At 64.9% G+C, this 13266-nt stretch carries 13 protein-coding genes; 10 read left to right on the top strand and 3 right to left on the bottom strand.

All coding sequences use genetic code 11. The features are described from left to right. Positions 1 to 158 precede the first annotated feature (158 nt). From DFO48_RS14420 to DFO48_RS14395, 6 genes are all read left to right on the top strand, one after another. Positions 159 to 1157: an L-threonylcarbamoyladenylate synthase gene (locus DFO48_RS14420; protein WP_114863805.1), complete on the top strand. Its 999-nt coding sequence runs from the start codon at positions 159 to 161 to the stop codon at positions 1155 to 1157. A 110-nt stretch (positions 1158 to 1267) separates the two neighbouring features. Continuing rightward, positions 1268 to 2284, top strand: a complete 1017-nt coding sequence (locus tag DFO48_RS14415) for an ABC transporter substrate-binding protein (protein WP_003072550.1) — start codon at positions 1268 to 1270, stop codon at positions 2282 to 2284. Next, on the top strand, positions 2281 to 3174 hold the full coding sequence (locus tag DFO48_RS14410; protein WP_003072548.1) for an ABC transporter ATP-binding protein: 894 nt from the start codon (positions 2281 to 2283) through the stop codon (positions 3172 to 3174). Before DFO48_RS14415 ends, DFO48_RS14410 begins: the two co-directional genes overlap by 4 nt. Then, on the top strand, positions 3171 to 4004 hold the full coding sequence (locus DFO48_RS14405) for an ABC transporter permease (protein ID WP_114863804.1): 834 nt from the start codon (positions 3171 to 3173) through the stop codon (positions 4002 to 4004). The genes DFO48_RS14410 and DFO48_RS14405 overlap by 4 nt, the downstream gene beginning before the upstream one ends. After that, entirely contained in the window at positions 3997 to 4878 is an 882-nt protein-coding gene (locus DFO48_RS14400) for a hypothetical protein (protein ID WP_114863803.1), read from the top strand. The genes DFO48_RS14405 and DFO48_RS14400 overlap by 8 nt, the downstream gene beginning before the upstream one ends. 36 nt (positions 4879 to 4914) lie before the next feature. After that, positions 4915 to 6081 (top strand): acyl-CoA dehydrogenase family protein, encoded by a 1167-nt coding sequence (locus tag DFO48_RS14395; protein WP_114863802.1) that lies wholly within the window; start codon positions 4915 to 4917, stop codon positions 6079 to 6081. A gap of 61 nt (positions 6082 to 6142) precedes the next feature. Here the strand turns inward: DFO48_RS14395 and DFO48_RS14390 are convergent, their stop codons facing one another. The 3 genes from DFO48_RS14390 to dacB all read right to left on the bottom strand — a co-directional run bounded on the left by DFO48_RS14390 (position 6143) and on the right by dacB (position 9713). Continuing rightward, positions 6143 to 6814 carry an OmpW family protein gene (locus tag DFO48_RS14390; protein WP_003072542.1) on the bottom strand — a complete coding sequence of 224 codons (672 nt, stop codon included), beginning with the start codon at positions 6812 to 6814 and terminating at the stop codon, positions 6143 to 6145. 35 nt (positions 6815 to 6849) lie between these two features. Continuing rightward, positions 6850 to 8025 (bottom strand): SGNH/GDSL hydrolase family protein, encoded by a 1176-nt coding sequence (locus DFO48_RS14385; protein WP_034347980.1) that lies wholly within the window; start codon positions 8023 to 8025, stop codon positions 6850 to 6852. Between the two features lie 239 nt (positions 8026 to 8264). Then, a complete protein-coding gene (gene dacB / locus DFO48_RS14380) occupies positions 8265 to 9713 on the bottom strand; it encodes a D-alanyl-D-alanine carboxypeptidase/D-alanyl-D-alanine-endopeptidase (RefSeq protein ID WP_114863801.1) in 1449 nt (482 codons plus the stop codon). 163 nt (positions 9714 to 9876) lie between these two features. Here dacB and tsaB point away from each other — a divergent pair, with 163 nt between their 5' ends. The 4 genes from tsaB (at position 9877) to corA (ending at position 13217) form a co-directional block, all read left to right on the top strand. After that, positions 9877 to 10581: a tRNA (adenosine(37)-N6)-threonylcarbamoyltransferase complex dimerization subunit type 1 TsaB gene (gene tsaB / locus DFO48_RS14375; protein ID WP_114863800.1), complete on the top strand. Its 705-nt coding sequence runs from the start codon at positions 9877 to 9879 to the stop codon at positions 10579 to 10581. A gap of 10 nt (positions 10582 to 10591) precedes the next feature. Continuing rightward, positions 10592 to 11104: a ribosomal protein S18-alanine N-acetyltransferase gene (gene rimI, locus DFO48_RS14370; RefSeq protein ID WP_114863799.1), complete on the top strand. Its 513-nt coding sequence runs from the start codon at positions 10592 to 10594 to the stop codon at positions 11102 to 11104. Then, on the top strand, positions 11095 to 12018 hold the full coding sequence (locus DFO48_RS14365) for a uracil-DNA glycosylase family protein (protein WP_114863798.1): 924 nt from the start codon (positions 11095 to 11097) through the stop codon (positions 12016 to 12018). Before rimI ends, DFO48_RS14365 begins: the two co-directional genes overlap by 10 nt. Positions 12019 to 12230: 212 nt before the next feature. After that, positions 12231 to 13217: a magnesium/cobalt transporter CorA gene (gene corA / locus DFO48_RS14360; RefSeq protein ID WP_003072528.1), complete on the top strand. Its 987-nt coding sequence runs from the start codon at positions 12231 to 12233 to the stop codon at positions 13215 to 13217. Positions 13218 to 13266: the final 49 nt, after the last annotated feature.

Here is a 13266-nt window from a genome sequence, read left to right as displayed (position 1 = left end):
TTGCCTAGGCGGCCCCGCCGCTTCCCCCTCTCTCGCTACGCGGGAGGGGGACGACGCCCTCGCTGCGGGGCGGCCCTTGCTCGGCGTCCTTCGCTGATGCTCTGCAAGCGCAAAAGCACCGCACATACGGCGGCGCAGTGCATGAAAGAGGAATTGAAATGATCTTGGATGGAACGCTGGAAGCCTCGGTTCAAGCCGCTGCGGTTGCGCTGCAGCAAGGCCGGCTGCTGGGCCTGCCCACCGAGACGGTCTATGGGCTGGCCGCAGACAGCGACAACGACGCCGCCGTGGCGCAGATCTTTGCCGCCAAGGGCCGCCCGGCCAACCACCCGCTGATCGTGCATGTGGCCGACGCCGCCGCCATCACCCGCTATGCCAAGGAAGTCCCGGTCTTTGCCCAGCAACTGATCGATGCGTTCTGGCCCGGCCCGCTGACCCTGATCCTGCCGCGCCTGCCGCATGCCGCCAAGGCATCGACCGGCGGTCAGGACAGCGTGGGTCTGCGCTGCCCGTCCCACCCCGTGGCCCATGCGGTGCTGCAGGCCTGCCAGCAGCTCGATCCGCCAGTCTGGGGCGTCTCGGCCCCCAGCGCCAACAAGTTCGGCCGCGTCAGCCCCACCACGGCCGAGCATGTGGCCACCGAGTTTGGCGAGGAACTGCTGGTGCTCGATGGCGGTGCCTGCGAAGTGGGGATTGAGTCCACCATCGTCGACTGCACGCGCGGCGTGCCCGTGCTGCTGCGCCCTGGCGCCATCACGCGCGACGATATAGCGCACGCCTGCGGCCAGCGACCGCTCTCGAAAGAAGAGCTTTCTGCCAACACCCCGCGGGCGTCTGGCACGCTTTTGGCACACTATGCGCCCAATGCCAAGGTGCGACTCATGGATGCCAGGCAGCTGCAATCGGCCCTCGATATTCTGGGCAGCGAGGGCAAGAATATTGCGGTCTATCACCGCAGCCCCTTGAAGTGCACGGCCAAAGGCATCGCGCTGCGGGCCATGCCCCTGCAAGCGCTGGCCACGGCCCGCGAACTGTTTGGCACGCTGCGTGACTTCGACGAAACCGGTGCCCAGCTGATCTGGATCGAAACCCCACCCGACACTGCTGACTGGGAAGGTGTGCGCGACCGACTGCAGCGTGCAGCGGCTGCGGGCTGAGAGGCCTCTTAGCTGATTTTTAATTAAAGATACAAATTTTTATTCGTTTTCTTTATTAGACGCCTTCTCTAACCTTGTTTGCTTCAACAGCAACTTCAAAGGTTAGAACCATGGGAACCCGTCGCGACGCGCTTGGAAAGCTTCTGTCCATCAGTGCTGCATCCCTGGGCTTGGCGGCTTGCTCGCGCTCCGACAACCAGGCCAGCAGCGAAACCACCCGCACGGCACAAAATGGCAAGGTCGTTCCCTTCAACTATCCCGACAACCCCTCTTTCGACCTGATCTATCTGGCCGACAGACTGGGCTACTTCGACGGGACCTCCACCCGCCCCAACTACGTGGGCAAGATTGCCGCCCCCCAGATCATTCCGCTTGTCGGCACGGGCGACATCCATTTCGGCTCGCGCATGGTGCCGCTGGTGATTTCGGCCATTGCGGCCGGGGCCGACATGAAGGTGATTGCCGCCGGCAGCAAGACGCTGCAGGAGGCACCGCATATGAAGTACTTCGTGCGCAAGGATTCAGGCATTCGCACGCCCAGGGATCTGGAAGGCAAGACCATAGGCTTCAACAGCTTCGGCGCCTGCGCCGAGTTTGTCTCCAAGACCTATTTCCGCGAGCACGGCGCCGATGTCAACAAGATCAACTTCCTGGTCGTTCCCGACAACCAGGGCGAGCAGGCCGTGATCGGCCGCAATGTGGATCTGGCCATCATCCACCCACCCCATTCCGGCGGTGCCGAGGCCAACCCCGAGCTGCAGCGTCTGTGGACCGACTACGACCTGGACCGCGGCCTGGGCGGCATGGCCCCCTACAGCGTCAACGGCAAGTTTGCGCGCGAGAACCCGCAGGCCGTGCGCGATGTGGTCACCGCCATCGCCAAGGCCGGCAACTGGGTCAACGCCAACACCGACGAAGCGCGCCGCTACACGGCCGAGCGCCTGGGCATGGAACTCAAGCATGTGGAGCGCTATGCCTATGTGGACGACCAGATCATCACCGAGCCGCCCATCCAGTACTACATCGACGTGCTGGAGCGCGAAGGCAAGCTGCAGCCGGGCAAGGTGGCCGTCAAGGATGTGTACACCAACGAGTTCAACCCCTTTGCCAAGGGAGCGGCGACATGAGCACGGCCCTCGACGACTCTGGCTCCGCCATCAAGATCCGGGCACGCGATGTGCGCATGGATTTCGCCATTGCCGACGAGCGCGGCCGCAAGCAGCAGATCGCTGCCCTGCAGGACTTCAATCTCGATATCCGTGAAGGCGAGTTCTTCACCCTCCTCGGCCCTTCAGGCTGCGGCAAGTCCACGTTTCTCAATGTGCTCGCCGGGCTGGCGCGCAAGAGCGGCGGCAGCATCAGCATCGACGGCCAGCCGGCCAGCGGCATCAACCGCGAGCAGGGCGTGGTGTTCCAGGGCTATGCGCTGTTTCCGTGGCGCACCGTGCTTCAGAACATCGAGGTCGGGCTGGAGATCCGCAAGATTCCCAAACGCGAGCGCCGGGAGACTGCCGAGCAGTTTCTGCACCTGGTGGGCCTGGCCGGCTTCGGCCAGCGCTACCCGCACGAACTCTCGGGCGGGATGCGTCAGCGCGTGGCCATCGCCCGCTCCCTGGCCTATTCGCCCAGCCTGCTGCTGATGGACGAACCGTTTGCCGCCCTGGATGCCCAGACACGCGAAATCCTGCAGTCCGAGCTGCTGCGCATCTGGGAGCAGCACAAGACCACCATCGTCTTCATCACCCACAGCCTCGATGAAGCCATCTATCTGTCGGACCGCATCGCCGTCATGACGCACCGACCCGGTCGCATCAAATCCGTTCTGGACATAGCGCTGCCGCGTCCGCGCCCCGCCGAGATACGCCACGCCCCGGCCTTTGTGCAGCTGCGCGAACAGGCCTGGGATGTGCTGCGTGACGAAGTCGCCTTTGCCAGCGGCCACCGCCAGCAACCGCTGGCGCCGCTGCTGCCCACCGCCCCTGATTTCAGCCTGGCCTTGCGAGGATTTGCCATATGAGCCAACTGGCCGCATCCCCATCCCGGCGCCCCGCCAAGCCGGTGTCGCTGCTTTCCTCCCGGCAACTCGGGCTCCAATGGCTGGAACGCTCGGCCTGCGTGCTGCTGTTCTTTGCCATCTGGGAATTCCTGCCGCGCGCAGGGCTGGTCAATTCGGCCTTTCTCAGCCCGCCATCCGCTGTTGTGGCGGCCATCGTCCAGCTGGCGCAGACCGGCCAGCTGGGCAAACACGTGGCGGCAAGCCTGCAGCGCTCGCTGGCAGGGCTGATTCTGGCCGTCGTGGCAGGCGTGGCGCTGGGCCTGCTGATGGGTGTGGTGCGCCGCTTCGAGGCCTTTGTCGACCCCTTGCTGCAGCTGTTCCGCCAGGTCTCTGCCCTGGCGCTGTTTCCGGTCTTTCTGCTGTTCTTCGGCATCGGCGAGGCGTCCAAGATTGCCATCATCTTCTGGGCTGCCTTCTGGCCGGTGCTGCTCAACACCATCAGCGGCGTCAAGCAGGTGGAAAAGCTGCTGATTCATTCGGCGCTGTCCATGGGGGCCTCGCGCGGCTTCATCTTCTTCAAGGTCATCCTGCCGGCGGCGGCACCGTCCATCTTCACGGGCATCCGACTGGCGGGCGCCTATTCGATCACCGCGTTGGTCGCTGCCGAGATGATCGGCTCGCATGCAGGCCTGGGCTTTCTCACGCTGAACTCTCAGGAAATCTTCCAGATCCCCAGCATGTATGCCGGCATCGTGCTGCTGGCCATTCTGGGCCTGGCCCTCAACTATGGGCTGGCCTTGCTGGAAAAGCGCCTGACGCGCTGGCGCAGCGGACTGGAATTTCATGAGTAGCGCCACGCAATCCTGGCGACGCCTGGCGATTGCCGGTACCGCGCTGGCAGCCGCTGCCGCCGGCGCTGGCGTGCTGTGGCCGGCACTGCCGGATCTCGGCGGCACGGAGGCTGCAGGCCCGGTGCTGCAACAGGCCCGGCGCCAGGGCGTGCTCCATGTGGCCCTGCGCAGCTATGCACGCCCTTCCCTGCCCGGCGCCCCCCAGCCGCCAGAGCCCGATGTCTATGACCAGGCCCTGGCGGACTGGCTGGGCCGGCAACTGGGCACCAGCGTCCAAATCGCCCCCGCAAGCGATGCAGACCTGGTGCTCGAAGGCATGGCGCCGCAGGACAGCCCGGCCACTGCTGATCGACAGACCGGCGGCAGCTATATGCCGCAGGGCCTGCAACTGCTGGTGCTCAAGCAGCAGGCCTCACTCTGGAGCCGCCATGCCCCCGGCCACTGGAGCTCCTGGCTGCCGCATGTGGCGCTAAAGGCCGCCCCCAAACCCACGGCCTGCGTCGCCACGGGTCAGGCCTCTGCCAGTACCTTGCAGGCCCAGGGCTTGCAGCCTCTTTTCGCGCCCTCCAGCATTCATGCAGTCAGCGATTTCCTGGCCGGAAAATGCCATGTTCTGGCCGAGTCGCCCGAGGTCATCACGCGCCTGCTGCAACAGGACAGCTGGCGCTTCTACACCCGTCTGGGCAATCGCTTTCGCACCACGGATCAGGCCCATATCCGCCTGGCCAAGGCCGATGCGCAGTCCACCCGCTGGCTGCAGCACGCCGTCCAGCAGTGGCAGCGCAGCGGTCTGCAGCAACGTGCGCAGGACAACCGCGTCAGCACGATTGCTCTGGAAGCTTCCTTGCTGGAAGACGGAGCCATCTGCCACTGACCTTCCGCCTCTTTTCCGCCCTCCACCTTCTTGACCATGTTCTCCAGTCACTTCAACGATGTACTCGGCGCCCTGGAAAAAACCGCCGTCGCGCGCGACCGCCAGGGCGGCCATGCGGCAGCGGAAAAAGCCTTGCTGCGCGATGCCGGCCTGCTGCGCCTGGCGATTCCCCGCGAGCATGGCGGCGATGCCCTGAACTGGCCCGACATCTACCGCCATGTCCGGGCCCTGGCCGCAGTCGACAGCGCCCTGGCCCATGTGTTGGCGTTTCACCAGCTCCAGGTCGCCACCGTGCTGATCTATGGCTCGCGCCAGCAGCAGCGCCTCTGGCTGCGCCGCACCATCGATGAGAAGGGCTGGTGGGGCAATGCGCTGAACCCGCGCGACACGCGTCTGCAGGCCCAGCCCCGCAGCTCGGAGCTGGCCGGCGGCTATGTGCTCGACGGCCTGAAAGGCTTTTGCTCGGGCACGCGCGGCTCTCATTACCTGACGGTATCGGCCAGCGTCGCAGGCCATGCGCAGCCCATTCTGGGCCTGCTTGAAACCGCCTCGCCCGGCATTGCCGTCAAGGACGACTGGAACCCCATGGGCCAGCGTCAGACCGACAGCGGCTCGGTGCAGTTCAATCACGTGCAGCTTCCCGCCAGCGCCGTCATGCGCGACGAAAGCGCCGAGGTCACGGCCTTTCATACGCTGCGCAACTGCCTGGCGCAGCTGGTGCTGGTCAATCTGTTTGTCGGCGTGGCCCAGGGCGCGCGCCGACAGGCACGCGACTACGCGCGCGAGCATGGCCGGCCCTGGGTGGGCTCGGCGGTGGAGCGCGCCACCGACGACCCCTATCTGCTGCGCCGCATGGGCGAGATGCAGGCCCAGATTTCGGGAGCCGCCCTGATGGCCGACCACGGGGCAGAGCTGCTGCAAAAAGCCTGGGAGCACGGCCCTGGGCTGAGCGCTGCGGAACGCGCCGAGGTCGCCATCGCCGTCTTTGAAGCCAAGGTCATGGCGCATCGCTGCACCCTGTTCGCCACCCAGGAAATGTTCGATGTGGTGGGCTCACGCGGCACCCATGCCGACCTGGGCTTCGACCGTTTCTGGCGCAATGTGCGCACCCATACCCTGCACGATCCGCTGGACTACAAGCTCCAGGCCCTGGGCCGCTGGGCCGTGCATGGCGAGGAGCCTTCGGCGCAGCACTACAACTGAAGCCGCAGCCAAAAAGAAAAATCCGGGGCCCGCCCGGATTTTTCGTGTCGGCCGTACAGCCTCAGAAGCGGTAGCCTATGGCCATGGAAAACACATCGGGATTGAGCCTGACGCTGATGCTCTGGCCCGAAGACAGATGGATCTTGGTCTTCAGAAAGCTCTTGGAGTAGGACGCATCCACAAACCAGCGCTCGTTGAAGTTGTAGACAAAACCCAGCTGGGCCAGCGCACCGAACTTGTCGTCGAGCTCGGCGGTGGTCGGATTCGCCTGGGTGCCCCCTGTCAGACCGTTGAGCGTGGCCGTGGTCTTTTCGCCATAGAAGTGGGCATAGGTCACGCCGACGCCCAGATAGGGGCGAAACGCTGCCTTGGCCTCGTTGAAGCGGTACTGCAGCATCAGCGTCGCTGGTATCGCCTTGGTGCTGCCCAGCTTGCCCACGCCGGCAATCGCGCCGGCTCCCGACAGGTCATGCTTGAAGGGCGTGGCCAGAGGCACGTCCAGCGCCAGATTGTCGGTCACCATATAGGTGATGCCGCCGCCCAGCTGGGTATTGCTGCCGGCATCGACTTTGGTGTTGGGAAAGGATGGCGCCGACAGATTGCCGCTGTTCACATCAGGCGACAGATGGGTCACGCCCACACGCGCCATCCAGCTTCCGGCCGATTGGGCGCTGGCCAGACCGCAGGCCGCCAGCGCAGCAGCGGCTGCAATGATCCGCACAGAAATTTTCATGGTTTTATCTCCTTGTTATTGAGGTGCGGACGGATTTACAGCCAGCCCTTCTGGGCCAGAGAGCGGGAAACCAGCTGGCTCATTTGCTGATGGCCGTAAGGCGTGGGATGGAAGCTGTCGGCAAAGACATGGTGCTGCCACCAGTCAGGGCTGGATTTGCCCGGTGCAGCACTCAAGGCCGCTGCCGTGCAGGTGGGGAAGGTATAGGTGGGCAGGCCGCTTGCGTCCACGCCAGTGATCGGGCAGACCGGGTCCTTCACGTTGTCGAAGTCGTACTGGGCCGGGTTGCTGATCTGGCTCTTGAACTCGGTGTAGAAATCGACCACGACCACCTGGGACTGGCCTGCCAGGCTGGCAGCCAGCTGGTTGTTGAAGACCTGTACCAGGGCATCGAACGATGCTTCCTGCTTGGCGGCCACAGCAGCCCCCTGATCCCCGCCGCCTGCGGCCTGGGCAATGCTGGCCAGGACCATCTGGAAGCGCGGTGTCTTGGTGATAGCGGGAACATTCAGCACGGCCACACGCGTGGCGCCCTTGGCGACCACATTCTGCGCAATGGAGCCGGCCAGAGTCTTGGCCAGGGTCTGCAGATAAGCGCCGGCCGCCAGACCTGCAAACTTGGTGGCATCGCCTCCGGCCTGCGTCATCAGGGCCGTGGAAGTACCGGGAGCCTTGGAATCCAGCCAGGCCACCATGGCGTTCAGCGGCTGCGAATTGCCCTTGGCCGCAGCAATCAGCGCCCCGATCACATCGGCTGCATCGTTGGCACCACCATCAATGATGACGAGGTCATCAGCAGTGAAACCGGCCTTGGATGCGACCTGGATCTGAACCAGAACCGACTTGGGCGATGTCGGCGCATCCAGCGGGTTCACGCGGCCACCACCCACTGCGTAGTTGGTGCAGGTGGCGACTTCCTGATAAGTCGTGAGATTCTCGTCACCGGCACGAAAGTGGGCGCACAAGCTCTGGCTGAACTGGTCAGCAATGCGCTCAGGCCAGATCATGGTCGAGCCAGCACCGGTGAGCGCCGAGCCCTGTACCGTGAACTTGAAGCCGAAGGTGCCGCTGTCCGAGAGGCTGTCGCCCATGACCTTGACCGAGGTGACCTTGGCCTTGGGGGTGGTATCGGCTCCGCCTCCGCCGCCGCAGGCCGCCAGCAGGCCCACCGTTGCCATTGCAGCCGCCAAGAGTTTGAGTTTGCTTGCCAAGATGATGTTCTCCTGAGGTGTTGTGAATCGCACGGTCGTGCTTTTTTCCTCAGCGTCATCCTAGCGACACTCATCCAGGCGTTGTTATCGGGCAATTACCGATGGTCGGACAAAAATCCAACGCCCAAGAAACTGGTCATCAGGCTGTCACGCAACAAAAAAACCGGACCTGGGTCCGGTTTGTCGAGGCTGGCAAAGGGCGGCGATAGAGCGGCAATGGAGCGGCCGCCCCCGGGCGGCTACTGGGCCGCCGTCCAGTCCACCAGCGCATCCCAGGCCGTGCGCGCCGCGGCCGCATTGGCATGGTTGGCCATGGCCACCAGCACATAGCGCTGGCCGCTGGCACCGTCGACATAGCCGGCCAGCGCCGCCGAGTCGCGCAGGCTGCCGGTCTTGAGGTGGGCCGCGCCGGCAAAGCGGCTCTTGCTGCGGCGCAGCGTACCGTCCACGCCGACGATGGGCATGGAGGAGACGAACTCCGGCATCACGGGCGAGACCCAGGCGTTCTGCAGCATCTGCCCCAGTCCGCTGGCCGTGATGCTGGCATTGCGGCTCAGGCCTGCGCCGTTGTCCACCACGGGCTGCTCGGCATTGCCCCAGCGCGCGGCCCACCACTGGGCCAGCGACTGCCTGGCGGAGTCGAAGCTGGCCACGCCGGTGCGCTGCATGCCCAGGGTGAGCAGCACATGCTGGGCCATGATGTTGTTGCTGTATTTGTTGATGTCGCGCACCACTTCGGACAGTGCCGGAGACTCCAGCTGGAACGCCGGCTGCAGGCCCTGGGGCACGCTGCCGTCGCGCACGGCGCCGGTGAGCTTGCCGCCCAGCTCGCGCCACATGCCTTCTATGGCCTTGGCCGCAAAGCGCTCGGGCTGCGCCGGTGCGATGGACCAGCTCTTGTCGCCGCAGCTTGCCGGATAGCTGCCGTTGAAGGCAATGCGCTGCGGATTGTTCATGTCCAGCTGCATTTTGCTGCGCCAGTCGCCGCAATCAGAAGTAGGAGCAGCCAGCGCAACTGCCTGCTGGTTTTCCATGCCAAACATTGGTGGATCGTATTGAATACGAGCGATACCAGCTCCTGTATCAGGAGCAATATTCAGCGCCACGGCCTTGTAGTTGATCAGCAGCGCATCGGGCGAGGCGTTGTAGGGCCGCCAGGGCTCGTTGTCGAAGACCGCCGCATCATGCGCAGGCAGCTGAAAGGCGCTGCGGTCCAGCACGATATCGCCCACGATGACCTTGATGCCCATGCCTTGCAGGCGGCGCAGCATCAGCCACAGACGCTCCAGCACCAGCTTGGGGTCGCCCTGGCCCTGGATGTAGAGGTTGCCGCGCAGGGCGCCATCGACCACCGGGCCGCCCAGATAGACGGGCGTGCGCCAGACATAGGCGGGGCCGAGCTGGTCGAGCGCCGCATAGGTGGTGACCAGCTTCATGACCGATGCCGGATTCATGGCCTGGTGCGTGCGCCAGGCCAGGTTTGGTGGTGATCTGCCATCCACATTCATCACCAGCAGCGATACGGCATCGCGCGGAATCTTGGCGCGTTGCAGCGCCGCGTCCACGGCGGCGGGAATGCGGGTGTCGGCAGGCAGGGATTGCGACAGCGCGGGCTGGGCCAGCAGCGCCAGCAGTGATGCGCCCAGCGCGCTCAGGGTCTTGCGAAGAAAGAAGGGGGTCTGCAGCATGGGGCAAGAGTCTACGCCGGGCTTCGCCCATGCCGGGCATTGGCAGCACCTGCGGCAAGCTGACGGCGGGCGTCCGATAATGCAGGGCTACGCTGCCCTCTACTGCAGCCCAGTGCAGCCTGTATTGCGCTCCAGCCCATCTGCGGCTGACGCCCCGCCGAACATGAATCTTCTCGCCATCGACACCAGTACCGATACCTTGTTTGTTGCCGTCCAGCGTGGCGATGCCATCTGGCAGCACAGCGGGCCGGGCGCGCAGCAGTCGTCGGCCCAGTTGCTGCCGGCCATCCGCCAGCTCATGAAGGAGGCGGGGCTGAGCTTTGCGCAGCTGGACGCCATTGCCTTCGGGCGCGGCCCCGGCTCCTTCACGGGCCTGCGCACGGCCTGCGCCATTACCCAGGGTCTGGCGTTTGCCGCCAAGGTTCCCGTGCTGCCCGTGGACTCGCTGCTCACCGTGGCCGAAGAGGCCCGTCATCTGCATGGCTGCACCGAGGTCGAGGCCGTGCTCGACGCGCGCATGCACGAGGTCTATCACGCAGCCTTTTGCTATGTGGACGGCCAGTGGATCGAGCCCGAGGACTTCGGCCTGTGCGCCCCCGAGGCTCTGCAGGCTGCAGCCGGCCATGCCGTGGCGGGCAATGCCCAGCCCGTCTACCCCGAGCTGCTGGCGCCCACCGCCCGCCATGTGCACGCCATGCCCACGGCCACGGCCATGCTGCGCCTGGCTCCGGCACTGTTGGCAAAAGGCTGCGCGGTGCCGGCCGAAGAGGCGCTCCCGCGCTATATCCGCGATAAAGTGGCAAAAACCACGGCCGAGCGCGAAGCCGAGAAGGCCGCCGCTGCCGCTGCCTCCGACGCCGCCTCCTGATGAGCACCTCATGACCTTGCCCAGCAGCTCCACACTCGCCACCGACGCCAGCACCCAGGATGCGGCATCCCTGGTGCATTTCGAGCCGCTGTCTGCGCTCTGGCTCGACACCCTGCTCCCGATCGAGGAGCAAGCCTATGTCCACCCATGGACGCGCGGCAACTTCCAGGATGCCATGGTGGCCGGCTATCAGATACAGCTGCTGGTCGATGCCGATCACCAGTTGCTGGGCTACTTTGTCGCCATGCAGGCGCTGGACGAGGTCCATTTGCTCAATATCACCGTCAATCCGGCCTGCCAGCGCCAGGGCTGGGCGCGCGTGCTGCTCGATGCACTGGCGCTTTGGTCTCGACAGCAGAATGCCCAGTGGGTCTGGCTGGAAGTGCGCGAAAGCAATGCCCGCGCCCGCGAGGTCTACCTCAGGCACGGCTTCACCGAAGTCGGCCTGCGCAAGAACTACTACCCCAACCCCAACGGCCCGCGCGAGCACGCGGTGCTCATGAGTCTGAAACTATGGCCCTGAACCTGGACGCCCGCCAGCGGGCCATGCTGGAAGCTATGGGCATCACCGTCTGGTTGCCCGAGCCCGTGGAACCCGCAGCAGTGGCTGCTGTCACTGCCGTCGCTGCCGCACCGTCGCCGGTCGCCGAGCCCCAGCCCGTCGCGGCGCCAGCGATGCGCGTGGCACCGCCCGCCCCTGTCAGCCCGCCTGTAAGTCCGCCCGTGGCTCAGGCCGCTGCACCTGCGGCCGAGGCAGCGCCAACACCGGCCCAGCCGCCCGCCCAGACCGCCGGGCCCGCCAGCCCAGCGCCCCAGAACCTGTCCGCCCACCGGGCGCACGAGCCGCGTCAGTTTGTGCAGCAACCCGCAGCAGGCCCGGCCGGCGAGCCAGGCCTGGGCTGGACCATCAGTCCCGCCCAGCTGGTCTACCCCCATGCGCTGCAGCATGTGCAAAGCGCTGAGCAAGGCGGCTGGCTGATCCTGCTGGAGCCTGCCGCCAACCCGCCTCTGCTGAGCCCGGCGCAAAGGCCTGCGGCCGACAGCGCCCAGACGGCGCTGCAGGGCGATGCCGCCAAGCTGCTGGACAATATGCTGCGTGCCCTCGGACTGCAGGAAAAACCGCGTGTCTTCAGCGCCGCACTGCACCGTGCGCCGCCCGATGCCGACCTCAGCCATGCCCAGGCGCTGCAACCCGCCCTGGAGGCCCTGCTGCGCGAGCTGCGCCCGGACTGCGTGCTGGTTCTGGGCCTGGCCAGTGCCCGCGCCGTGCTGGGCCGCCATGATGCGCTGGGCCGGCTGCGGGCCGAGCCGCACCACATTGCGGGCGTACCCACGGTCGTGACCTACGACCCCAACTATCTGCTGCGTGCGCCTCAGGCCAAGGCCGGTGCCTGGGCCGATCTGGTGCAGGCCGACGCATTTACCAAGGGGCTGTGACAGGCTGGCGACAAGCCCCGCTTACCCACTCTCCCAACTATGCCGCACGCGACATGCTGCAGTGCAACGTAGCATAATCACTGGCTTCGAATTATTGAAAGACATCCGTGGAAACCTACCCTAGTTGGTAGCTTTCAGCTCCCGGTGAAGACTGTGGGGGTTGAAAGCGCCCTGATCCCTGCAGAACCTCAAGAACAACCGGGAGTGAGCTGATGCTCAACATCTTTACGCTAGCCAATGGTCGACTCGTTCAGGAAGAAATCGAGTCCCTGGCAGACCTTGAACGCTTTCGCCCCGTCTGGGTCGATCTGGAATCGCCAACCCTCGAAGAAAAGCGCTGGATCAAACAGCACTACGAGCTGTCCATCCCTGAGGATGCGATGGACGACGACATTGAGGAGTCGGCGCGTTTTTACGAAGAAGACAACGGCGAGCTGCATATCCGCAGCGACTTTCTGATCGACGACGACGAAGACCCCCGCTCGGTGCGCGTGGCCTTCATCGTCAACCAGCACAACGCAGCGCTGCGCAGCCATGGCGTGCTGTTCTCCATCCACGACGAGGATGTGCCGGTCTTTCGCCTGCTGCGCATGCGAGCGCGCCGTGCGCCCGGCTTGATCGACGATGCCAAGGACGTGCTGCTCAAGCTGTTTGACGCCGACGCCGAATACTCTGCCGACACGCTGGAGCGCATTTACGACGACCTGGAAAAAGCCAGCAAGATGGTGCTGTCCGGCGATGTGACCGACGAAATGGCCAAGGAAGTGCTGGGCGCGATCGCCCGCCAAGAAGACTTGAACGGCCGCATCCGCCGCAACGTCATGGACACGCGCCGAGCCGTGAGCTTTCTGATGCGCTCCAAGATGCTCAACGCCGAGCAGTTCGAGGAAGCGCGCCAAATTCTGCGCGACATCGAGTCGCTGGACAGTCACACGGCCTTTCTGTTCGACAAGATCAACTTCCTGATGGACGCCACGGTCGGCTTCATCAACATCAACCAGAACAAGATCATCAAGATCTTCTCGGTGGCCAGCGTGGCCCTGCTGCCGCCCACGCTGATCGCCAGCGTCTACGGCATGAACTTCAAGTTCATGCCCGAGCTGGAGTGGGAATTCGGCTACGGCTACGTGGTCGGCCTGATGATTCTGAGCGCCGTCGGCCCCATGCTGTACTTCCGCAAACGCGGCTGGTTGAAATAGTCCCCCTGTGGCGCTACGCGCCTTCCCGTTGCACGGCGCCCCACAAGGG

Source organism: Comamonas sp. AG1104, from assembly GCF_003350425.1.
Taxonomy (GTDB): domain Bacteria; phylum Pseudomonadota; class Gammaproteobacteria; order Burkholderiales; family Burkholderiaceae_C; genus Comamonas; species Comamonas testosteroni.
This window is presented reverse-complemented; position numbering and strand designations above follow the sequence as displayed.

What these genes read in the sequence shown, in the direction of transcription:
- DFO48_RS14420 (WP_114863805.1), top strand. Translation starts at nt 159, where the DNA reads ATGATCTTGGATGGAACGCTGGAAGCCTCGGTTCAAGCCGCTGCGGTT.
- DFO48_RS14415 (WP_003072550.1), top strand. Translation starts at nt 1,268, where the DNA reads ATGGGAACCCGTCGCGACGCGCTTGGAAAGCTTCTGTCCATCAGTGCT.
- DFO48_RS14410 (WP_003072548.1), top strand. Translation starts at nt 2,281, where the DNA reads ATGAGCACGGCCCTCGACGACTCTGGCTCCGCCATCAAGATCCGGGCA.
- DFO48_RS14405 (WP_114863804.1), top strand. Translation starts at nt 3,171, where the DNA reads ATGAGCCAACTGGCCGCATCCCCATCCCGGCGCCCCGCCAAGCCGGTG.
- DFO48_RS14400 (WP_114863803.1), top strand. Translation starts at nt 3,997, where the DNA reads ATGAGTAGCGCCACGCAATCCTGGCGACGCCTGGCGATTGCCGGTACC.
- DFO48_RS14395 (WP_114863802.1), top strand. Translation starts at nt 4,915, where the DNA reads ATGTTCTCCAGTCACTTCAACGATGTACTCGGCGCCCTGGAAAAAACC.
- DFO48_RS14390 (WP_003072542.1), bottom strand. Translation starts at nt 6,814, where the DNA reads ATGAAAATTTCTGTGCGGATCATTGCAGCCGCTGCTGCGCTGGCGGCC.
- dacB (WP_114863801.1), bottom strand. Translation starts at nt 9,713, where the DNA reads ATGCTGCAGACCCCCTTCTTTCTTCGCAAGACCCTGAGCGCGCTGGGC.
- tsaB (WP_114863800.1), top strand. Translation starts at nt 9,877, where the DNA reads ATGAATCTTCTCGCCATCGACACCAGTACCGATACCTTGTTTGTTGCC.
- rimI (WP_114863799.1), top strand. Translation starts at nt 10,592, where the DNA reads ATGACCTTGCCCAGCAGCTCCACACTCGCCACCGACGCCAGCACCCAG.
- DFO48_RS14365 (WP_114863798.1), top strand. Translation starts at nt 11,095, where the DNA reads ATGGCCCTGAACCTGGACGCCCGCCAGCGGGCCATGCTGGAAGCTATG.
- corA (WP_003072528.1), top strand. Translation starts at nt 12,231, where the DNA reads ATGCTCAACATCTTTACGCTAGCCAATGGTCGACTCGTTCAGGAAGAA.